Source organism: Planctopirus sp. SH287 (genome assembly GCF_056500625.1).
The window spans coordinates 257866-280253 of record NZ_CM151403.1; the positions used below are offsets into that span (position 1 = coordinate 257866).

Below are 22388 nucleotides of genomic sequence, written 5' to 3' on the forward strand. Positions count from 1 at the left end.
GCGTTTTTTATGTTTGAAGAAACAGCTCAGGAGTTCAGGAAAGAAGTCCTTCACCAAAACTTTCGTCCTGAGTCGAGGGAGTTGGTTTCTCGCTTCGCTGCTGCGATAACCGGGGACGTTCTTGTTGAACAGGCGCAGTCCATGGCTTCTCGCGGTGGTGCGTCTGGCTGGCAGGCGAATCGTCAACCGGGATATCCAGCCCAGCGGCGAAGTCATCGTCATTTCCACCTCTGGTCATCTCCTCCTTTTGATTTTTCGGAGCGGATGGCCTGGATGATCCACGGGGTGTATTTCCTTCTGCAAGTCGAGGCACGAAAACCGGTACGTCCGGAGGGAGTGCCGGTTGTGCTTCGGTCGCTGCAGAAGTTCTTTGTCCCGGCTCAAGAATTTCGGCTGTGGAACTTTCGTTGAAAGCCGCTTTTGTTCTTGGATTATTTGGATGATGAGGAGACCTTCGACGGCTGTCTTCGTGCTGCTGGGGTTTGTCGGGGGCCGTTGACAGTCGTTCGCGGGCCGATGTTCTGGAATCTCTCTTTTCTTGACCGGAGTGTTTGTTCAAGGCTGGCTGATGACCGGCCTGACCGCGATCCCCGCGAGAGGATCTTGACGCTTCGCGCTGTTTCTGTTCGGCGTACTGTTTCTGTTCGGGAGGAACTGCCAACGTCTGTGGCACTGTCTCTTCGGAAACAGTGATTGCAGGTATCGAATTCGTGACAGGGGAGATGGCTTCTTCTTGATCAGATCGTTCGTTACTGCCGTTTTCTTCTGGACGTTTGAACGGCGTTTTATGTCCCTTGGGAACGGTGCGTGGTTGCACGACGCCAGGTTGTGAAATCCGGTGGGGGTCAGCGTCTTCAGTGAATTGAGGGCCACGCGGCGCATGAGGATCGAACGTGACAATGGGCCGCAGCACTCGCAGTTTTGGCTCTTGCAAGACCATCCAGGGAGAGTTGGAGTTCGCTTGTCCGCTGGATGTCCCGGTGCATTTGCAGCGAGTTGAGGTGATCTCACCTGACAAGCGCCGTTCTGCTCCGCATGCGGGGCATTTCCAAAGTCGCCGGCAATCGGTCTGTATCCGTCCTGCGGGGCCTTTCATAAGAATGACTTTCTACCGTCTTCAGCGGCCCCAGCATGAGGCAGTTTCGGGAATTCCATTGATGAACACTGAAGAATTCATTGAATGTGAGAAAAAACGATTGACCAGACAGAGAACTGATCAGCGCGAAAAGTTGAGTGATGGGCCGACTCCAGAATCATACCGGCTGGAGAAGATTAACGCCAAGAAGGGACGGGGCTTGCGTCAAAAGGAAATACCACAGGAAAATCAGGAAGAATCCTTATTCCGTGACCCTCTCTCTTGTGGCGTGGCCCATACTTCTCCCTTTGTTCTCGTGAGCGAAGGAAGATTTATGAAAAATGAGGTGCCGGCGTCTCACTCGATTCGCTTGGCAACCGTTCCAATGGCGACTACACTCACTGTTTCCTGCGAGAGTTCAGAACCCGTCCTGATGACAGATCATCAAAGGTTCCTGTATTCTCGCGAGTCCATTTACTCAGCACATTGAATCAAAGCGAGCCGAGCCATGGCCAAGAATACCCGCAAAATCAAGCCCGCCAACCATGGCACACGCCCAGCCAGTTCCAAGGCCCGTAAAGCCAAGCGAGCCAAGGTTCGTACGTAACGCATTGGTGCTATAGCAGTTACGCAAGCTGCTGTACCAAGTCATTGAAATCAACCGACAGCGCACCCGGCCTCAGTTTCTGGTGGTCGGGTTTTCCTGTTGATAGGCATCTCGCTTATCAACCCGCCTGATGAGACAGCACGCTCACGGCTTGTCTGAACGAATCCGTCTGAAAAAACAGAACAGCCCGTCGAGATTGCCGTCTCGACGGGCTGTTCTGTTTTAGGTGTGGAAAACATCTCGCAGCAGGCGTTCATTCAAATCACGGGTGATCAGCGGGCAAGCTTATGGGCGTTCGCCTGAGAAGTCGCCGTTGGGGACGATGTTGCAGTAGTTGTCGCAGAAGTCCTGGCTGTCTTTGTATTTGGAGCCGTAGGTGCCACCCATGTGGCCGTCCACTCCGCCCACTTTATAAGACTGATTGATGTTGCCGAAGGCGGCTCCGACATCTTCGAGTTCGTTGTTGATATTGAGGGCCACTTCAGAGAGTCCGACGATCATCGAGAGCACGCCGATGGTGGAGATCAGCACCAGTTCGGCAGAAACAATGAAACCGGCTTCGTCATTAAGGAGAGCGTTGAAGAGGTTGGTCATGATCGAGATCTTTCTTTTCACTAAATGCTAAACTGTGTGGCGTTAATCTGATGCTGAGCAACCGTTGTTGTGGGCTGCGTTTGCGATGACAAAATGTAAAGCAGGTTGAATGCCATTCGTGGTGTGGAAATCCATGCTTCGGCCCAGGCAAGCGTGATTACATCTTGTAACTCATTTCTGGCAAGCAGTTTAACGTAAATAATCGTAGTGGTGGTTTGCGATTCCCCAGCTTGCATGAATGATGCGTAAAATCACCGCATTAAACATGGGTTTTGAAGAAAAAACGTTGTATCGCAATGCTGTGTAATGCTTTGCGATGAGCTACCTCGTGTGGTTTCTCTGTGGGGTTCTGGCAACACGGAATTGGTGAGAAATCACCACAAAGGGTTCCTGGGTGCATCGTGCGGTGGGAATCCACCACATGGCGCTTACCACAGTGATCAAGTGGCCGGCAAAGAGATGGCGAGTTGATCCGATGAAGAGTTTGCGGCGAAAAACACGACAGTTGCGTTGAATCACAAGAGAGATTCGCGAGATTTCGTTCAGAGCCGCATTTCTGGATACCCGGTGGAGTTGAAGGTCAGACGCCAATCTGCGAAACTGTGGAGTTCCTGCTCAATTTGAGAATAAGTCAAGCGCTCTCAGGAGTGCTCTCATATCGCTGTCAGTGCGATGGTTTCCGAAAGGTGTTTTCATGCCTCTGAGTCGTGCAGTTCTGGAGCGTCAACTGGTCACCGCCCGTAAAGCTCTGGCTGATCGTGCTTCCGTGCTTGAGCAGTCAGGTGTTGAGAAGGCCAAGTTCTCCAAGTACCCAGCGTACCGAGAGCTATCCGCGAATTGCCTGAAGATTTCTCGCCGGCTCAATGCTGTTGCTGCGATTGAAAAGAACAATGAAGTTGTGGCCGCCCGTAAGGCTGGCGCCGAAGCTTCAGAGTAATCGCACGGACAAGAGTTTCACTGCGAGTAGGCTCTTCGCGTGTGAAATTTAGCGAATGAGTGGCATTTGCCATTCGCCCCGGAGAGGTGGCAGAGCGGTCGATTGTGCAGCACTGGAAATGCTGTGTACTCGAAAGGGTACCGAGGGTTCGAATCCCTCCCTCTCCGTTTGTTTTCAAGATGGGTCTAATATTAAGACCCTTGATTGGCTCTCCCTTATCAGAAAAAGAGGGATGGCGATCTGAACGCCGATAGTTTCACAGGTCGAGAGAAGTTCAAAGATTTCTTCGGCATTTGTAGGGAATGTTGAACCCCGGGGAATTGAACGCCAGGGTGATTGCACCTGGAGCCATTTGCTGATTGAGGCTTTCGGTAATCAGCATTCATCCTGGCCGCGTGACGAGCTTGAGTATTTCGCTCCGACCCCCGCACTCTTCTCTTGCTTAAGCATGCTTATCGCTTTGCTTCTGAGCACTCTGAAATGAGGCGCTGTGCGGAAATTACGTGTACATATCGCTATATGCGTCGAGTGCCGTGCCACGGCTTTGTCTTGGGGGTTCATGCGTAGTCACGTCCTCCGACGTCGGACTTGACTACCTGTTCAAACCTCGCTTTTAAGCTTTGACAATACACAGACAACGGGTCGGTCTGTTAGCCGTAGTGCGATCCTTCTGGCTTGGCTCAATGGTCTTTACCAATGCCATGAAATCTGCCCCTCACCAGCCTTGGCAACGCGACCTTGTGTTTTTCAGCACCGATTGCTTGGAGAATTCCCGATGGTCTCTCCAAATTGAGCGTTGAATCGACTTGGCGAGCTTCGATGATACCCGCCGCAAGATCTACGGACAAAAACAACGCGACTGCCACATGAACGCAATATCAAGCGGAGAGACAGGGATTCGAACCCTGGATACCCTTGCGGGTATGCCGGTTTTCAAGACCGGTGCATTAAACCGCTCTGCCATCTCTCCGGGTTGCCCCCTGACAGGGCCGTGCTTTCGCAGTGCGTAATGCAGGGTTTACGGCATGAGGCTTCAACTGTCAAGTTTTGACGCCTTGAATTGACCAAAAGACACTCACTCTGTTGGCCAAGTTCGCATTCCCCTTATTAGCCGAGTTCGCACTCTCAGTGTTGACTGAGTTCGCGCTCCCAGCGTGGGCAAGCTCGCACGGAATTGATCGCACGACCTCAAACTTCATGCCATTCTTGACAATTTTCTCACGGGAACTGCTCGCCGAACACTGGTCAGTGAGATCTGCTTCAGTTGCCTCGAGGAATTTCCTGGAGCGCCGACTTGCGTGGCCGGTTGGTCATCTCATGCAGACAACGGAAAACACACGCAGCCGTCCAGCGAACCCGAAGGCCACGCTGGACGGCTGACAGAAAGACAGCAGTGAAGAGGAGAGGCTGATTTCTATACGGTTGAAACGGATTGCTACTTGCTGGCAAGGCTTTTCTATTGCTACCCAAGATCTAACCCGGATTTCTCACAGCGCAGCATAAACGAGACGCCTGGATTTGCGTAAAGTGTTGTTACCACACAACTCACCACGCCAGCACAAGGACGTCTCGTCATGACAGAGTGTAACACGCAGCAGCTGCTCTTTCAGCACCACGATCGCCGGGAAGTGGTCGCTGATTTTGACGGCGGGAAGATCACTTCCGATGCCGGGGGGCTCTTACTCCGCGAAGTCGAAGAGCGGTTCGGCATCGTCCGCCAGTTGGCCGGGTGTTTCACCGATCATCGCGATGAAGAACTCATTGAATTCACCGTGGAAGAACTCCTGCTCCAGCGGGTGATGGGGCTGGCTTTGGGGTATGAAGACCTCAACGATCACGAACAACTTCGCCATGATCCTCTCCTGGCGCTGCTCTGTGGACGAAAGGATATCACTGGCCACAATCGCCTCCATCCACAAGATCACGGCAAGCCGCTGGCGGGCAAGAGCACGCTCAACCGGCTGGAACTCACACCGCCCGGAGCCAGTGCGAAAAGTCGCTACAAGAAGATTGTCGCCAGCATCGACCAGTTGCAGGAAACGCTGGTCGATATCTTCATTCGGATGAAGGCCAAACTGTGCGTACCGCCAGAACTGATTCTCGACTTCGACGCCACAGACAACCCCATTCACGGCGATCAGCTTGGCAAGTTCTTTCACGGGTACTACCAGAATTATTGCTACCTGCCGCTGTCCTGTTTTTGTGATGGCTGGCCGCTCCTGGCCTTACTCAAACCCTCGAATATCGACGCCTGTGCGGGCACCGTGGAGGCCTTGGCGAAGATCGTTCCCAAGCTGCGTGCTGCCTGGCCTCAGGTGCGGATCATTGTGCGTGGAGACAGCGGCTTCTGTCGCGAAGCGATCCTGCACTGGTGTGAACAAAACCGCGTGGATTATGTCTTCGGCCTGGCCAAGAACAAGAGATTGCTGAACATCATCGGGAAAGAATTGCACGAGGCGCAAGCTCTGTTCGAGCAGACTCAGGCCTCTTCCCGGGTGTTCAAAGACTTTGAGTATCGCACCCGGAAAAGCTGGTCGCAGGCCCGCCGGGTGGTGGGCAAGGCTGAGCACTTATCGAAAGGGAGCAACCCCCGGTTCGTGGTGACGAGTCTGCCGGAAAGACGCATGGCTGCCCGGCCGCTATACGAGGATCTGTATTGTGCTCGCGGCGAGATGGAGAACCGGATTAAAGAACAGCAGTTGTTCCTGTTCGCCGACCGCACGAGTACCCACGCCATGCGCAGTAATCAGTTGCGGGTGCTGTTCTCGACCATGGCGTATGTGCTGCATAAAGCGCTCAAGGAGTTCGGCCTGAAAGGCACGTCGCTGGCGACAGCTCAGGTCAACACGATTCGGGCCAGGCTGCTCAAGATCGGTGGACGCATCAGCGTGAGTGTGCGACGGGTGGTGCTGTCGTTGTCGCAGGCGTATCCGTATCAGGCGCTGTTCCGAGAGATCCTTGGCAACCTCCGGCGTCAGGAACGGACACCTCTGCGAGTGTAACCAGCCTATGGCTCAGAAATCGGGAGTTTGCCAAGTCCTCTTCGGTCGAAGACCTGTTTCGACAGCGAAGAGCGGGGAGAAGTTCTGCGCTGAGCAGAGAAAAAAACCATGAACCCGCCGGAAATCCGTTGCAATTCCGCTCCGCGATCACGAAATCCCCAACGATCGGCCCCCACCAGCCCTCCAACCGATTACCAACCAGCAAAAAAACACCACCCCCACGCCCTGGTGAGATATCCGGGATAGCACCTTGCGGCCGTTACCTCAACATCTGGCACACAGCCGAGGGAATTCATGGGGTTGATACTGTCCAAAAGTCACAGAGCAGGCTCCCGCCCCATACCGTTCGTCTCCCTTCGATCTCTTCCGAATTCCTTCGCGCTCTTCTTTTCTTCGCGGTAAAAATTCTTTGACTCACCGCAAAGGCGCGAAGAACGCAAAGGAGTCATTTCGATGAGCAGGTTTTTCCCCCAGGCCGGAACTCCCGTGGGTTGATCTGGTCATCACCCCTTGATGGTGTCAATGCCGTGCCGCTTGCTCAAGGGAATAAGAAATTTATGTATAAAAGACAGCACAGAGCCGCAAGCATGGCACGTAGAACGCTATTTCAAATGGGAATGCGTATTATGCGGATCAATCGAGTGCTCGAGAGAGTTCTCGCAAGCGCTGAATGATCTGACTGGCCCCCACAATCGGTTGATGACACATCCCCTTTTCACAAACGTAGAGGGCGGGACGTTCGCGCGAATTCCATCGGCCAGCCACCAGGCCATCTGCCAATGTGCCTGCCAACCCGGCATGACTTTGAACGAAAAGGACCTGCGGCAAATAGAGCGTGCGGACGGTCGACATGATCGCTTCGTGATCGGCCGGGCTGCCCTCGCTCTCAGCAGGAACATAAACGCATTCATAAGTTGGCCCGAGCCACAGATCGAGAGCCGCCAACCCATGGGGTGTGGCCATCGACGAATGAGCCATGAGACCAGAACTGGCCAGAAGAACCTCTTCCGCGATGGCTTCCATCGCTGTTTCGCCCGTCAGGCGGCTGTACTTGAGCAGAGCATTCGCCACCGCAGAGTTCCCCGACGGCGTCACATTATCCTGAAAGTCGCGACTTTCACTGATGAGTTTCTCGGCATGGCAACTGACATACAGAAAACCGCCATGCTCATCATCATGAAACCGACTGATCAGGCCCGTGATGAGCGTCCTGGCATGGGTCAGCCACACGGGATCAGCGTCGGCCAGGAATAAATCCGTTAACGCTTCAATGAAGCAGCCATAGTCATCGAGATAGCCCCCTTGCCGGGCTTTCCCCTCTTGAATGGAGTGTGGCAAGCCGAATTCGCTATCGTTCGCCTGTTCAAGAATCACTTGCGCCGCCTGCTGCGCCGCCTGGAGAGCACGCGAATCGTTCAGGACAACTCCTGCACGGGCAAGTGCCGAAATCATCAATCCGTTCCAGGCAACAATCAGCTTTTCATCGCGGCCGGGGGCAATTCGCTGGGCACGATGCGCAAAAAGATGTTGCCTTAGCGGTGCGAGCTTTTCCTCGAGCGTGGTTTCGCTCCAGCCAAATTCTCTGGCCAATGTCGCCAGTGAAATGGGCAAATTCAGGATGGTATGTCCTTCCCAGTTTCCGTCGGGAGTGACATTGTAGGCTCGCTCAAACAGAGCGACATCAGATTCGCAACACCCGGCCGTCGTCAGCACCTGCTGGATTTCCGCCTGTGTCCAGACAAAGAACCGACCTTCCTCACCCTCACTGTCCGCATCCTGCGCGGCACAGAATCCGCCACTTAACTGATCAGCCGGCACCTGCATTTCCCGTAACACATAATCCACCAGCGATTGTGCGGTTCGCTTGAAAACTTCCAGCTGGAAGTGCTGCCATCCGTCGAGATAAGCGTTTAAGAGCAACGCGTTGTCATAGAGCATCTTTTCAAAATGAGGAACCAGCCATTTTTCATCCGTCGAATAGCGTGCAAAGCCACCTCCCAGATGGTCATGAATCCCCCCTTGAGCCATCGCCAGCAGGCTGATTCGGGCGACATCAGCGGTTTCGGTCGTATCAAATCGATGGGCCAACCTGAGCGCCAGGCGAAGATCCATGGCATGCGGAAACTTGGGAGCATGCCCAAACCCGCCATGGCGCTCATCGCATGTTCTCACCAGCGTCCGGCCTGCCCGATCCAGCAAGTCTTCACTGAGCGGCGACTTCCCCACGATCTGCGCACAGCGTTCCTGAATTTTGCTGGTGAGATGACTGGCCCGCTCGGCAATCACGTCACGCCGGTTTTCCCAGGCTTCGTGAATCGCTGCAAGAACTTCTGCGAATCCCGGTCGACCATATCGACCCGCAGGAGGAAAATATGTCCCCCCAAAGAAGGGTTGGCCATCTGGTGTCAGAAAGACCGACATCGGCCATCCCCCCTGCTCCGTCATTTCCACGACAGCAGCCATATAGATCTGATCGAGATCCGGGCGTTCTTCCCGATCAACTTTAATGCTCACAAACCATTGATTCAGAAGCTCGGCAATGCGTGGATTCTCAAAGCTCTCGTGCTCCATCACATGACACCAGTGACAGGCGCTATAACCGATTGACAGGAAAATAGGGCGATCCAGTTCCCGCGCGGCACTCAATGCCGTTTCATCCCAGGGCTGCCAGGCAACGGGATTACCAGCATGCTGCTTCAGATAGAGGCTGGTTTCTGTCGAGAGTCGATTCTTCAGTTCCATATCGATTCGACGCCTTGAATCCGTGGATGTCGTTCTGCTGGTGATGTGTCGCTGCGAATCAGTCGCGCAGCGGGCTTCGGCCACTCCCGGCCACACTGCAGTCTAGTCCCGAGCATGCACGAAAGGTACCCAGATCAAGTGAGACAACGATCTCGTGTTGCGATTTCACGGAGAGGATTCCGCCAGAAATTCTGCGTGCCAATCTCCAGTGGCTTGAAGTGACTGTAAAGTCATCATTCCACAGAATCGTGCTCCTTCCAACCGCATCAGGAGCCTGGAAGGAGGAGACTCGCTGGCAACGATTTCAAGCGGAGTTCGCAGCAGATAGTGGCCCCGATCAATGAGTTGCACTTCGCCGCGGGGTGAACCATCAGGCGCAGGAGTCACGGCCCCCTCATAAGCCAGGTAGTGGGCGCGATGATTGGCCAACGGTGTCGCACGGGAGCGGGCACATGTCGGGAAATCCAGTGAGACCCGCCATGTCCAGCATAACCCTTGCCCCTGATTGTCGAGTAATCCGGGGATTTCAAGCAGAAGATCAGCATGCGGGGCAGGCCAGTCATGCTTCAATAACGCGAATTGAGGCATTGTTGGCCGCATCCCTCAGTCGGCAGGATTCACACCAGGTGAATGATTCGTATTCGTCACAGAAGCGGTTTTATCTTTTGCAGGTGTCTCGACAGGTAAGGGCATGGCCAGCCCGCGAATCCAGGCCAACCGTTCAATCGCCTGCGTCAATGATTGCAAGTGCGTCAAAATTTTGGCTGCTCCTCCAAGAACATTCGCCCGATGGCCTGCATAGACAGCCGCTTCTTCGCGAATGCTGACATCTTCTGTTTGAGAGAGAAATGCGATGGCCCGATCGATTGATGAGGCATCGCGAATACCTCCCGCAAAAACGGCCGTCAATAATGCCCGGTAAGGCGCCGAAGCCTCTTTCAAATGACGAGCCGCAGCGGCTGTTTCACCAGCGGCAAAACGACTTTTCGCCTGAAGTGTGACGGAAGGTGCCAGAGAGGAGGCTCCCGTGAATGACAGATACCATTCTGTCACAGCTTGCTGAGCAGCCTGATCACCACTCAGCTGAAAAGCGGTTGCCAGGTGGGAGTACAGATTTGATGAGGCTCGAGTCGGAACCTGCTTCTGCACACTCTCCGCCTGAGTTCCCATCTGTTCCAGCTGCTTCCAGACCAACGCCTGAGCATTGGCGTCGACAAGCCGCTCAAACATGGCATTTTCGATATCAGTGCGAATTGCAGCCAGTTCCCGATAGTTGAGCACCCCCCGGCGATAGCTGGAGAAGGCTTGCCGGGCTGCATCTTCTGAGCGGATCCCCAGTTCGTCTTTCAACCGATTACGAATGGCCGAGACGTCCTGCGCGTTCAGTTGCTCCAGAACTTTATCGACATGAGCCAAAGCCGGCCCCAAAGCCGAAGTCACGACCAACGCACTCTTCAGAGCGGCATCGGCACCGGCCGTATCACCCAATCGGTAACGAGCCAATGCCAGTTCGCTCCAGGCCGAAAACTGCTCCTCCAACGGCCCGACATCAGGCAGCTCAGGCGTCATCAATCCCGCAGATTGCGGCCAAACCAAAGGAGTGGGCGCTGGAATCTCAGCCAGGCGTGCGGCTGCCGCATCTGCCATCTGACGAGCCGCTTCCGAGGAACTGCCAACGGCTCCATTGGCCGCACGAGCATGGATGTAAGCCCGCCCTGATGGTGACAGTTTCGCGGCAGACGCTTTCATAATGGCACCAACACGTGCCGATAACATTTCTCCTGTTCCCGAAGATGACATTCGAGAACCTTCAAACGCCGCCAGTTCCCCGAGCACTTCAACTTGCCGACGTCCCGTGAGTTGACCGGCCCAAGCCATGGCTTGATCCTGAAACCCTCGTCCAGCCGCTGATTGCACCATGGCCGCTGCTTGTGGCTCAGTCCAGGCATAACCGGGGCGAGCAACATCAATCGATTCCACCGTCACTTCAAGACGATCTAAAGGAGGTTGCAAGATCGCGGCCACTTGGCCATCCAGACGCTCCAGCCGTTCGGCTTCCTGATGAGGATCAATCAGCCCCGCCTTCCACCGTGTCGAATAGTTATTCGCTAATTGGGTGGCTCGATCAGAGTCACCCAATGCGATTAATAGACTCCCCAACCGCGCTGCAATCAGCAGTCGCGTACGGCCATTAGTCGGCAATTTATCAACAAGGTCATAAGCCGTGGACGCCGACGTTTTGGCCCCAGCCACATCCTGTTCACGAAGCTGTGCCCATGCCAGTTCAGTCAAGATGGCAATTTTATAGAACGGGACGTTCTGCCCGACACGATCAAACGCCGCCAGATGTTCCTGTGCTTTGGGGATATTCCCCATCACGGCATACGCTTCGGCAGCAAGCTGGCGGGAAAAAGGCAGGTTACGATTCTGCTTTCCGCGAATCAGCACGGCCTTTTCAATCAGGACGGGCAACTCTTTAGCCAGGTTGGTCACGGCCGCCGCCGAGGCCGCTTTGCCGTCACCATTCGTCGCAGGGGTGGGGGTGGTGGAATCAGGCGTCGGTAAAACCGGTGCTGGTGGCGTGACCTCACCCAGAATGCGAGCGGCCTCCTCAGGACTCATTTGCTGAATCCCAATGGTCTGTGGAGCAGGCAGCGATGCAACAAAAAACGCGACGCCTCCTCCGACAAGACAAATGGCAGCCGTGATACCGCCCAGCAAAATATAGTTCGGCTTACGAGGAGGTTCTGGCGGATGCTCAGGTTCTGGTGGCGGAAGTGGCGGAGCATCAAACGTCGGCACCATACATTTCGGATTAGCGCATTTCACCCGTGTGCCAGCGGCCTTGGGCGGGATATAGCCGACCGTTTCGCACATTGGGCAAACGATCCGGAACGAACGCTGCTTCGTCGGTGCGGCAACCGCAGGTGTGGTGGCTGCGGCGGCTTCTTTCTCAAAGGGAAGATCGTCGTGATCCCCCTGATTGGCCGCAGGCTTGACTCCAGATCTGGCGCCGGGTTTGGCGGCAGTAGTGGCTCCCGTCGACACAGGTTTGCCAGCAGATGGCTTCGTAGCCGCTGGATTGGTTGCAACGGGTTTGGCTGCTGGACTTCCCGGAGGCCGCGGCCCCCCTTTCATCGGAGCGCCACAGAAAGGGCAGTCGACGGCGTCGTCGTCCAGAACCGATTGTTTACAACTGGGACAGACCGCGAACTCCATGATGAACGTCTTTCAAAGGCCTTCAATGTCGTCAGTTGTCATTTAAGAAAGCAGGGTTCTTGCACCAAAGTCCCAAAGATTTCTCTCGCAGCCTCCGAGGAATTCGGGACTGGCATTGGAACAATGAAACGAAACCGTGGAACAGAAGGGTGTCCGGATGGGCGCAGAAAAGGAACCGCTGATACAAGGCCCCCATGGCCAGTGAATCACCCGCCAGTGCATCATTTGAGTCTACGCTTTTTTGTCCAGCAAAAGCGAGGCGTAAGTCATGAAAGCCGATGACAGGGCGATGCTGAATTTCCCTGGGGGCCGAGCCATAGGTGCAGGCCAAGCCATACATGTGGGCCAAGCCATGTCTGCGGTCTCGCCCCCCATAAAATCAATCAACGAGTCAAACGCAGTCAACGAGCAGAACACTTTTGCCTGCCGCCGCGCGAAGCACCTTTTCGGCCACGCTACCGACGAGACTATCGGCAACATGCTTTGCTCCACGGCGGCCCAGCACCACCAGATCATAGCCCCCGTCGTTCATCTCACTGATGATGCCCGCAGCAGCCGCGACCTGGCGCGATTCGGGAGTCGTGTTTGCAACGTTCAGCTTCAAACTGATCGCCGATTCTGGCAATCCCTGAGAAACGAGTTTGGCTTTGGCCGCCTCCAAAGAGCACTCACCCACAGACTTGGATTTGTGTGCCCAGGCGGTGGCCAGGTCTTTGGCCTGCAAACCTGCTGTTTCGCTCAGTTCAAAGACATGTTCTGGAAGGAATTCACAGACCGTAAAGAGAGTCACCTGAACCGATTTTGATGTTCCCAGGCCCAGTTCTGTCACCAGCGAGATGGCTTTATCCGACGACCCTGATGTGTCCACACAAAGCAGTAGTTTCAAGGGATCTTCCTTTGAATCACAGGAGAGGAGTCAGCGAAATCGCGGGGCAAGCCAGTCTGTCAGGCGATGTTCCGCACAGCGAACCTGCGATCCTACTCCACGGATTGCGGCTACAGCAAATGTGTCGCATGTTCTTCGTCGGGGTTAGGCATGGCTCGGAAGGGGGATGGCATCGCTAATCAGCAATCCTCTGCCAGCAGCCATCTGATTGCAGCGCACGACATTTCAGGTGGCCAAGCCAATTACTCACGGGGTCGCTGGGCTGTTTCATTGGCTGACTTGGGAAGCTTGGTGGCCAGGGCCAGATTTTCTTCCTGAGTGACACCAATCGCTCCAGAAACATTTCGCAGTTCATGGCGCAGTTGATCGACATCAATCAGAAGCTGGTTGCGTTGTTCTTCGACTTCCCGCAGAGCGGCCACCAGTCCGGCACGTTCTTCGGTTGGGCGAAATTCCTCTGTGGGAAGTGAAGCACCACCCACCAGTTCTTCACGCCGTCGAGTCAACTGAGCTGTTGCATCTTTAAGGAGCTGCTGTTGCAGGCGGACGTTACCCGTACGGTCAACCAGCAACTCATCTCCTTTGAGAAGTTGAACTTGCAAGTCGCCATGGCGGGCAGGGTATGCGGAGGGAATCAACGTGCGCCAGCGCCAGGTGCCGCTTTTCAGGCTGGCAATATCTTCCGGTCGCAGACGGAATGTCGGCACCAGCGCGGCCTGGTTATCGTTCAATTGAGCCACTTCAAAGGCGCCCCGATAGATCGACTGGCCATCGGGAGTGATCTCAAACCCATACAGCCATTGTTTTTCTTTCAGATTGTTCGCACGGCCAAGATCGACCGTCAACCGTCCCTGCTGGGCATTGATAACGGCGGTCGTCACTGAAGGAAAAACGCGATCCCAGCTCAACTGTTCACGTGCCATTTCCGACTGCAAGTTTTGCTTTTCCTGTTCCGCCTGCTCCAGTTGTGGCGAGACCTTGGCAAATTCGCTGTCGAACCGCTCGGCCTTGCGTGTGTGGCTGTTCCGCACCTGGATCAGCTTTGCGGTCAACACAGTTCCCGCACCAGCCGCCAGAACCACCAGCCAGATGAGAACTTTCCCAGTCGTATGCATGAGATGCCTTTGTGAGTTTCAGAATGAACCTGCAAGTTCCCGTCCGAAACAAAAAATGCCTGCTGACACCGTTGACCGGTGCCCCGTTATTCTTGATTCGCTGCCTTATTTACTGATCGGCAGGTTAAGCCCGACAGACGATAGCAGGTCATGGGTCTCCACCGGACAAGCACGACTCACACGCTTGTCATGGTAAATTACGGATGGCCGATACAATCTGCCCAAGATTTTCCAGGATCGCTCCCTCAAATCTCCTACATTAGCCTAAACGGAGGGAGTCCCCAGGGTCAACGCCCGAGATCGTGGAGATGCCGGAAGGAGGGCAGGATAGGCTGATGGTGACTGCCATCTTGATTTCAACGCCCCGACCGATTGCAACACCAGTAACCATTGTCCGGATTAACCGGAACGTCGGTTGAAGGATCTCGTCTTCATGATTTCCAAGGCGCCATTTCATGTTGCGATTCGTATTAATCCTTTTTTTCTTGTTGGATCCTTGATCGTTTCTCAGATCATCTGCATCGGGATCAATCAGCGAGTTGCCAGAGAGCCTGAACTGTCTAAACTGAAGTCATCATGTCATTTGAAAAAATGACCACGTGAAATCCCGTGACCACCCAAGACTATGGCACAAGTGCTATTAAAAACATGGCGGCTTGTCAGATCCTCCAGCCCTGTGGCCCACTCAGCGATTGGCCTGTGGATCTGTCTGCTGATCCTGATTGAACTGCTCGGTCGAGAAACAACATCCGACTGGTTTGATCTGGCCTCATTGCTCGCTCTCTTCATCGGTTGTGGCCTGACTCTGGCCGTTCATCGGCGTCAGCCACTGGCGTTTCTCAGCTGGCTGGAGCGCAGAGCTGTTCTGGGAACTCATCAGCTCAAGCAAAGTTTTCAGCATTATGGGGTGGACTTCCGCTCGACTCGGGCCATACGCACCTATGGATTGCCTGGTATCTGGGGCGGAATTGCGGCCCTCACACTTCCCATCCTGACGTTAGGGCTATTCGCCACTTTTTTTCCGGCAACGCAACTGCGTCTCGTGGCCACACATTATTTTTACCTCCCCTGGCTGGCGATCTGGAGTTTCACACTATTAACGGCCATGTTCGCTGTCCTTCTGCACGGCATCTTTTTCTATGCCAGTCTGCATGATTTGCTGGTCGAGCATGCCAGCAAGATGACCAACGATCCTTATCAAATCTTGGACGAGGAAGCACGCATCCATCGGATGATCGCTTCAAGTCTTTGGGGAGCCGTAGGGGTTGTCCTGATGGCTTCGATCTGGGGCCAGATCGAATATGCTGTCATGTTGCTGCTTGCTGGATATCTGATCGTCCTGGCTTCCATCGCCTGCTGTGGCGAAGGACTGCTGCTGACACGGCGGCAATCGTCCGGAACGCGACTCATCTCGATCGATGGTCGTTGGCTGATGCTGGTTCAATGGACATTCCCGATTGGCCTGGCCACAGGGGTCGTGCTATTCGCAGGAACAGGAACAACCGTGAGTTCAAACCTCATGGTGCTGACGGTCATGCAACGAGTCGTCGGTTGGTCAGCCTGTCTGGGAACGTTGATGATTGCGACTTTCAATGCCCGTTATGCCTGGCTGGCAACAATCGCTAACCCGGCACACGCTCCCGGAGCCTATACTTTTCAACGACTCGCTTTAATTTCACAGACACGTTTGAAGGCGTTTTTTAATCGTCTCTTGCGACGTGAACCAGTGGAAGCAGAGCAGCCGCTGATCGAAGGTTCCGACATCCCTCCACAGCGACCACTTGTGGAAGATGACGAAACTTTTCGCATCCGCCGAAGAGGTGAGATTGCCGCTCGGCGAGAGTTTCTTCGCGGTTTAGAAAAGCTGCTGAAGCCTGTCGTTCGCCAACGCCGAACGGCTCCTGCCGGTGTTGTGATCGGCTTGCAACACTGGTTTATTCTTGGGTTGGCTTCTGATGGGGATCGTGAATCAAAGTTGCTGCAAGAACGGACGATTCTCGACCAGATCCTCTCATGGCCATTTTACCGAACGATTTCTCACTCGGCCCGGCATCACTACTGGTCAATCACCAAAGGGGTGGATATCGACCTTATTTATCTGGAAAAAGGGCTGTCATTCCGTCACTTTGTGAAAGTCATGCGAGTGCTCTTTGAACTCTATGACATGCACGGAGGACGTCAACGGGCGGAAGAACGTCACTTCAATAGACTTCCCGGCATCCGGGTGATTATCCATGACTTCGATATCAATCGTTCCCTGGAACATGGTCGGACAAATTATCCCGAGCCTGAATATGACGACATCAGCCGCGCCCGGATTCTCCAGATTTTTCGTGACCGGGGAGAGTCGGAAGAGTTGAACGAAGTGCCTCAGGATTTTGAAGATGCTCCCCTCTTCTCAGCGTGGTAATTCAGCATCACCGGCTGTGAGATCAGGCCAGAGAGACAAAGCCAGAAAAATGAAGCCGGAGATCACAACAGAAAGTGACCGAGGCAAAAACATGGCTTAATTGGCCATGGGAGCAATCGCTTCAAAAGTGTCTCCAAATCGGATTTCATCGAAGTCCGTGGAGTGATTCGCATGGATAGAAATGCTGTCAAAGCGAAAATCGGGAATTGTCAGTTTCAAAGCCGCTTCGTCGGCAGAGGGTTCCTTATCAAGCCGGGGATTGATCCAGACCGTCGCTTCTTCTGATCCGGGACGGAAGATGACTCGCGTGACCAGAAAAACCATCTCGCCGGAAGGAATCGCACTGGTTTTCAAGTTAACTTCTGCTTCCGTCTGAAGCGCCACCGCAGTCCAGTTGCCGGAAGGCGAGGCTCCTAACTTACCAATGCGCAACCCCGCAACAGCTTTTGAGCCAATCAGTAAATAGGAGTAGCGGTTATTATCAGCAGTGCTGATGGATGATTGCGCCAGAAAACTGAGCCAGATAATCGTTCCATCCGTCCCGATACCATCGTCGTCCCGCATTTTTTCCGGGAATCGCAAGGCGTCAAAATGACGCATGGTGATCGACCGGGGTTTCGTTGCGGTTCTCAGAAGATGGCCCGAGGATTTAAGAACATTGCCAACGGTATCCGTGTATCCCAGCGGGCCAAATTTCCGCATATCCTTGGGATTCCAGGCAATGCCCTTATCGGAATAGTCCACAATTACAGCGACTTTGGAATTGGTTTCCTGCCAGGGTTCCGACCAGCCTGATCCCCCGTCAAGCCCTTGCATGCCGCCGGATGTTGGCCACGAGGGGGCCCCGTCTTCAGAGACAGGCATGATGGTGGCAGGATAATCAAAACCTTCATAGACATAGAGTTCTCCAACGCGTCTTCCAAAAAGACTGCTGGAGTCAAACCCGCGATAAACACCGGCAACGCAGACAACAATGCCGCATGCCAAAGCGAAAAATGCTCCCGCGATTTTCCATGAAATGGAATAACCAGGGGCACCCACTTTGTTTTGTGTTGCCGCGATATCGATGGCTGCTGACGAATTGTCTTGCGGGAAAATCTCTTTGTCCGTGACGGCCAGCTGTTGTCGGAGTGCAACGCTGGATCGGGAGCTGGAAATTCGTGCGAGATCTTCAGTAGGTGGCAGACCGACTTGCAGTCTTAATCGAAGATACGAATGTAGAAAAATTCGATAGAACGCCTCATCCGCATGTTGAGGATCGGCTTTGATCCATGCCGTGAGCGCATCGGACTGTTCGTCAGTGAGTTCATGACGGTCAAGATGAGCATCGATCAATTCAAAGGCTTCGGCATCATCCATGTAATCCCGTGGCCTCTTTCAGATTCGTACGCACGCAAGTAATAAGAGCCGAACGAATGCGCGTCAGAGCAATCCGCACCGCGCCCGATGTCATACCGACTTTTCCGCCAATCTCTTCGGTTGTCAAGTCTTCAAAATAACGCAGTTGCAGCAGGCTCCGCGATCTTCCCGGCAAATTGGTAAGGCACTTTTCCAAAGCCCATTTTTCTTCAGAGACAATCGACTGCACGCGATCACAGGCTTCCGAAAGTGACTCAATGGAATCACCAATAAATTTGACCGGTCGACGTTCTTTGGCCCGATAAAAATCTGCGATTTTAATTTTGGCCACCCAGAGCGCCCAAGGGAGAAATGGCCGGGCCAGATCGTACTCATCAAAGCGTTGAGCAATTTCCGCAGCAACTTCCTGCAGCAGGTCTTCGGCATCAGAGAACTGGGGGGTGGAGGCAATCAGAAAAGCGGTCAAGGAAGGCTGGGCTTTTGCCCAATTAATGGCAAACAGTTCACGCGAATTCTCACGCGACAATTCCCGAACAAGGCGTGGCTGACCCGTTGCCGGAGAATTCGTTGCCGGAGAAAACGCGGGAGACGATCCGGGCGCAACCACAGCGTCTGGCTGTTCGGCATCCTTTTCCATTAAAGTGATTCTCCCCGGAGAGTTCTCGTTTGACATCATGGCCAAAATCAGTTTCCCGTTTTTCAGCTGTTGATGAACGTGATCAAAGACCATTTTAGAACTGTATTGTGAAGTTTCCATGAGGTCGTGATTTTCGGCGTAACAGACCCGATGCCTCCGCGATATAAGAAGCGGGCGCAGTGCCCACAACGCATCTGAACACCTCTGTTGCGTATGTGTCTTTTAACGATAGGCGCCATTATATCGGTGTGAGCGATTTTTCTGCCCACCGAACCGGAACGCCTGTTTATCGCGTTGAGTTTACCTCGAACTCATTTTGGGAGCTGATTTTTTATGGCCAAGCGTGGTCAATCCGGATTCACTTTGATCGAACTGCTGGTGGTCATTGCGATTATCGCCATTCTGATTGCACTGCTTTTGCCCGCAGTTCAACAAGCCCGCGAAGCCGCCCGGCGGACGCAGTGCAAGAATAACCTCAAGCAACTGGGGCTGGCTCTTCATAATTACCACGATATCCACAGCAAGTTTCCGCCTTTCGCGGGGGGAACAGGAAGCGGGCTGAATATTGCCAGTGGTAACCGCACACGCCTGAGTGGGATCGTTTTCCTGCTTCCTTACATTGAGCAAACCCCTCTCTATCGTGAGATTGTGACGCTCAACGCCCCACCTTACGACAACTACGATCCGTATAAGAAGATGCTTCCCGCTTTGCAATGTCCTTCGGATTCCGGCATGGCCGACCCGAATAATCCGGGCAATACTCGCGGCAAAAAGAACTACATGTTCTGCGCTGGCGATACCCACGCAGGGAATGCAGCCGCCAATTGCACACGGCCACCCAATCCCGTCACACTGCCAAACCGCGGCCTCTTCGCAACATTAACCTGCTATGGCATCCGCGATGCGACAGATGGAACTAGCAATACAATTGCGATGGCTGAGATGGTCTCGGCTGACCGTGTGAACGGCCCCGGTGCGATTGCCAACACCGTTCTGGCTGCTGGTACTGCCAGTCCTGCCAGTTGCCGTGCGCTCTGGAATGCTTCCACAAAATCCTACACAGATGGCGGAAAGATCGGCGATCAGGCTCGATCGTACCGCTGGGCCGATGGCGCTGGCTGGTGGTCAGCTTTTTCAACTGCCGCCCCGCCCAACGCTGGAAGCTGTCTCAGCAATGGTGGTGGTGCTGGTCACTGCGATGGCCTTTATAGTGCAGAGAGCCGGCATGCCGGGGGTATTCATGCACTGATGGCTGACGGAGCCGTTCGCTTCATTAGTGATAATATTGATGCCGGCAATCAGGCCGCTCCGCTGCCGGCAATCTCCACGACTTCGGCTAGCCCGTACGGCGTGTGGGGAGCTTTGGGGACACGAAGTGGCGGCGAAGTCATCGCTGAGTTCTAAAGCAGTCAATGCCAGACCACATATTTCCAGGAACAACCAGCCAGCCCTGCCATTTTGTAATGGCAGGGTTTGGCCACTTCTCATGGATCATGCCTTCAGAGCCTTGTGCTGGAACCTGATAAGAAATGTTTCGCTCAACACCTCTTGTGCTCATGCTTTTCCTGCTGACATTCTCTGGCTGCTTCCAGCAGGGCGATCGCTGGACAGCCAATCGCCCGCAAACAGTCATCGCCAACGGCCGGGTGGTCTTTGAAGGTCAGCCACTCAGCGGAGCAATTGTTGTCTTTCATCCTGTGGCAACGGGAGGAATTGGTGCATCCGCAGTCACCAACGCCGAAGGAAAGTTTGAACTCAGCACCTTTCCCCCTCAAATGGGTGTGGTTCCTGGCGAATATCGTGTCACTGTCTCCAAAACTGGCCCGCCCAGTGGAAAGCCGGAAGAAACCATTTCCGGAACAAATGACGAATCATCTGCTTCCGACGACAGTTCCGTGATGGTCGTCTCCCTTATTCCGATAATCTATGGCTTCCCCGAAAAGTCCGGGCTGACTGCAAACATTCCCGATGACGGAACCGAGGCCTTAGTTTTCCAACTGACAAAATAACAGGTTTCCGGCTCCACGGGTTAATGCCGTTATTCAGCCCTACTGCCGGCAAGCTTCAAAATGACCTGAGCCGCGCTGTGAAAAAAATCAAATAACCCACGAAAACTCTCATCAGTGATCATGAATCTGTTGTTGTGGCTCGCTCGGTGGTAAACTTCGCGCGGCGGGTGGAAATGGCTGCCTGCGCTGATCTGTCGTTTATCCCCGAGAAGCCACGCTCATGTCATACTTCCCTGAAGTTCCCAAGATTGCTTACGAAGGCCCAAAGTCCAAGAATCCGCTCGCATTCAAACATTACAACCCTGATGAGCAGGTTGAAGGACAGAGCATGAAAGCTCTGCTCCGGTATGCAGTGGCTTATTGGCACACATTCCGCGGGACGGGCAGCGATCCTTTTGGCGGAGCCACCAGTCAGAAGCCCTGGGATGATGGGACGGACTCCGTCGCGAACGCGATCAAGCGTGTCGATGTCGCGTTTGAATTTATTGATAAGCTCGGCGCCCCGTTCTATTGTTTCCACGATCGCGATGTCGCCCCCGAAGGAGCCACACTCGCCGAATCCAACAAAAATCTCGATGCCGTTGTCGCACGGCTCAAAGAAAAACAGGGCGAAACGGGCATTAAGCTCCTCTGGGGAACGGCAAATCTGTTCTCACATCCCCGCTACATGCATGGTGCCGCCACCAGCCCGAACGCCGATGTTTTTGCCTATGCCTGTGCTCAGGTCAAAAAGGCCATTGAAGTCACAAAAGAATTAGGCGGCGAAAACTATGTCTTCTGGGGTGGCCGTGAGGGATATCAAAACCTCTATAACACCGACATGAAGCGGGAACTGGATCACCTTGCCAAATTCATGCACCTGGCTGTTGAACATGCCAAGTCGATTGGCTTTACCGGCCAGTTCCTCTTTGAACCCAAACCCAAAGAGCCAACCAAGCATCAGTACGATTTTGACGTGGCGGCCTGTCTCAACTTCTGCCGTGCGTACGGCCTCACCGACTACGTGAAAATGAACATCGAGACCAACCATGCCACACTGGCTGGTCACACCATGATGCACGAACTGGCCTATGCCTCCATGCAGAATGCTTTGGGCAGCATCGACGCCAACACCGGTGATCTCCTTCTCGGCTGGGACACCGATCAGTTTCCCACCGATATCTATCTGACAACGCAGTGCATGCTGGTCATTCTGGAGCAGAAAGGATTGGCTCCAGGAGGGATCAACTTCGATGCCAAGGTCCGCCGTGAGAGCTTTGAACCTGTCGATCTTTTCTACGCCCATATTGGCGGGATGGATGCCTTTGCCCGCGGGGCAAAAATCGCAGCCGCCATTCGCCAGGATGGTGTGCTGAAAGACTTCGTCAAAAAGCGATACTCCACCTGGGATGCCGGCATTGGCTCCACCATCGAAAGCGATAAAGCCAGCTTTGCCGATCTCGAAAAGTATGTCCTCGAAGGAAAGGCCTCCGCACCAAATCAATCGGGCCGGCAGGAACTCCTTGAGAACATTATCAACGACTACCTGTAAAACCCCTGCCGGGGTTTGTGGCGGCGTATGAGGGCCAGTCGTTCATTCACGATTGGGTCTTACGCCGCCAGGGTGGTGGTTCTCGTTGGGGTTGATTGATTTACTCCTTTCTCGTTCTGATGCGAGAGAGGTTGAGTGCGGGTGAGCCGTAGCTAAAATAGCGATCATTACTTTGCTATACGAATAGATGCCCAGGCACGTTGCTCTACAGAGAATGCCCACAGGAAAACCCTCACCCGGCACTGCGTGCCACCCTCTCCCGCCT

16 protein-coding genes and 2 tRNA genes are annotated in these 22388 nt (G+C 54.0%); 8 read left to right on the top strand and 10 right to left on the bottom strand.

Annotated elements, in window-relative coordinates; translation table 11 throughout:
* Positions 1 to 34: 34 nt before the first annotated feature.
* Positions 35 to 1018 carry a hypothetical protein gene (locus SH287x_RS00890; RefSeq protein WP_479516531.1) on the bottom strand — a complete coding sequence of 328 codons (984 nt, stop codon included), beginning with the start codon at positions 1016 to 1018 and terminating at the stop codon, positions 35 to 37.
* Positions 1019 to 1583: 565 nt separating this feature from the next.
* On the opposite strand from SH287x_RS00890, the gene SH287x_RS00895 reads away from it, so the two are divergent.
* Positions 1584 to 1682: a 50S ribosomal protein bL37 gene (locus SH287x_RS00895; protein ID WP_479516532.1), complete on the top strand. Its 99-nt coding sequence runs from the start codon at positions 1584 to 1586 to the stop codon at positions 1680 to 1682.
* Between the two features lie 285 nt (positions 1683 to 1967).
* Here SH287x_RS00895 and SH287x_RS00900 read toward each other — a convergent pair whose 3' ends face one another.
* Positions 1968 to 2276 carry a branched-chain amino acid aminotransferase gene (locus SH287x_RS00900; protein WP_479516533.1) on the bottom strand — a complete coding sequence of 103 codons (309 nt, stop codon included), beginning with the start codon at positions 2274 to 2276 and terminating at the stop codon, positions 1968 to 1970.
* Between the two features lie 694 nt (positions 2277 to 2970).
* Here SH287x_RS00900 and SH287x_RS00905 point away from each other — a divergent pair.
* Together SH287x_RS00905 and SH287x_RS00910 are read left to right on the top strand one after the other, a co-directional pair.
* Positions 2971 to 3213, top strand: a complete 243-nt coding sequence (locus SH287x_RS00905; protein WP_479516534.1) for a hypothetical protein — start codon at positions 2971 to 2973, stop codon at positions 3211 to 3213.
* Between the two features lie 80 nt (positions 3214 to 3293).
* A tRNA-Ser gene (locus SH287x_RS00910) sits at positions 3294 to 3380 on the top strand.
* A gap of 716 nt (positions 3381 to 4096) precedes the next feature.
* Here SH287x_RS00910 and SH287x_RS00915 read toward each other — a convergent pair.
* Positions 4097 to 4183 (bottom strand) — tRNA-Ser (locus SH287x_RS00915).
* A gap of 604 nt (positions 4184 to 4787) precedes the next feature.
* Between SH287x_RS00915 and SH287x_RS00920 the strand changes: the two genes are divergently transcribed.
* Complete coding sequence (locus SH287x_RS00920; protein ID WP_479516535.1) at positions 4788 to 6215, top strand: IS1380 family transposase; 1428 nt, start codon at positions 4788 to 4790, stop codon at positions 6213 to 6215.
* Between the two features lie 633 nt (positions 6216 to 6848).
* On the opposite strand, the gene SH287x_RS00925 is transcribed toward SH287x_RS00920, so the two are convergent.
* The 5 genes from SH287x_RS00925 to SH287x_RS00945 all read right to left on the bottom strand — a co-directional run bounded on the left by SH287x_RS00925 (position 6849) and on the right by SH287x_RS00945 (position 14177).
* On the bottom strand, positions 6849 to 8957 hold the full coding sequence (locus tag SH287x_RS00925) for a thioredoxin domain-containing protein (RefSeq protein WP_479516536.1): 2109 nt from the start codon (positions 8955 to 8957) through the stop codon (positions 6849 to 6851).
* Positions 8958 to 9122: 165 nt separating this feature from the next.
* Positions 9123 to 9545 (bottom strand): hypothetical protein, encoded by a 423-nt coding sequence (locus tag SH287x_RS00930; RefSeq protein WP_479516537.1) that lies wholly within the window; start codon positions 9543 to 9545, stop codon positions 9123 to 9125.
* Positions 9546 to 9560: 15 nt separating this feature from the next.
* Entirely contained in the window at positions 9561 to 12176 is a 2616-nt protein-coding gene (locus SH287x_RS00935; protein WP_479516538.1) for a hypothetical protein, read from the bottom strand.
* A 391-nt stretch (positions 12177 to 12567) separates the two neighbouring features.
* The gene (locus SH287x_RS00940) at positions 12568 to 13062 is read right to left on the bottom strand and encodes a universal stress protein (protein ID WP_479516540.1); all 495 of its coding nucleotides are present in this window, start codon (positions 13060 to 13062) and stop codon (positions 12568 to 12570) included.
* 242 nt (positions 13063 to 13304) lie between these two features.
* Positions 13305 to 14177 (bottom strand): hypothetical protein, encoded by an 873-nt coding sequence (locus SH287x_RS00945; protein ID WP_479516541.1) that lies wholly within the window; start codon positions 14175 to 14177, stop codon positions 13305 to 13307.
* 625 nt (positions 14178 to 14802) lie between these two features.
* Here SH287x_RS00945 and SH287x_RS00950 point away from each other — a divergent pair.
* A complete protein-coding gene (locus tag SH287x_RS00950; RefSeq protein WP_479516542.1) occupies positions 14803 to 16587 on the top strand; it encodes a hypothetical protein in 1785 nt (594 codons plus the stop codon).
* Between the two features lie 96 nt (positions 16588 to 16683).
* Here SH287x_RS00950 and SH287x_RS00955 read toward each other — a convergent pair whose 3' ends face one another.
* Entirely contained in the window at positions 16684 to 17946 is a 1263-nt protein-coding gene (locus SH287x_RS00955; RefSeq protein ID WP_479516543.1) for an anti-sigma factor, read from the bottom strand.
* Positions 17939 to 18703, bottom strand: coding sequence for a sigma-70 family RNA polymerase sigma factor (locus SH287x_RS00960; RefSeq protein WP_479516544.1), 765 nt, complete (start codon positions 18701 to 18703; stop codon positions 17939 to 17941). The genes SH287x_RS00955 and SH287x_RS00960 overlap by 8 nt, the downstream gene beginning before the upstream one ends.
* A 213-nt stretch (positions 18704 to 18916) precedes the next feature.
* On the opposite strand from SH287x_RS00960, the gene SH287x_RS00965 reads away from it, so the two are divergent.
* From SH287x_RS00965 to xylA, 3 genes are all read left to right on the top strand, one after another.
* The gene (locus tag SH287x_RS00965; protein WP_479516545.1) at positions 18917 to 19987 is read left to right on the top strand and encodes a DUF1559 domain-containing protein; all 1071 of its coding nucleotides are present in this window, start codon (positions 18917 to 18919) and stop codon (positions 19985 to 19987) included.
* Positions 19988 to 20112: 125 nt separating this feature from the next.
* Complete coding sequence (locus SH287x_RS00970) at positions 20113 to 20592, top strand: carboxypeptidase-like regulatory domain-containing protein (RefSeq protein WP_479516546.1); 480 nt, start codon at positions 20113 to 20115, stop codon at positions 20590 to 20592.
* A gap of 220 nt (positions 20593 to 20812) precedes the next feature.
* Positions 20813 to 22123, top strand: coding sequence for a xylose isomerase (gene xylA, locus SH287x_RS00975; protein ID WP_479516548.1), 1311 nt, complete (start codon positions 20813 to 20815; stop codon positions 22121 to 22123).
* The last annotated feature ends 265 nt before the right edge of the window (positions 22124 to 22388 follow it).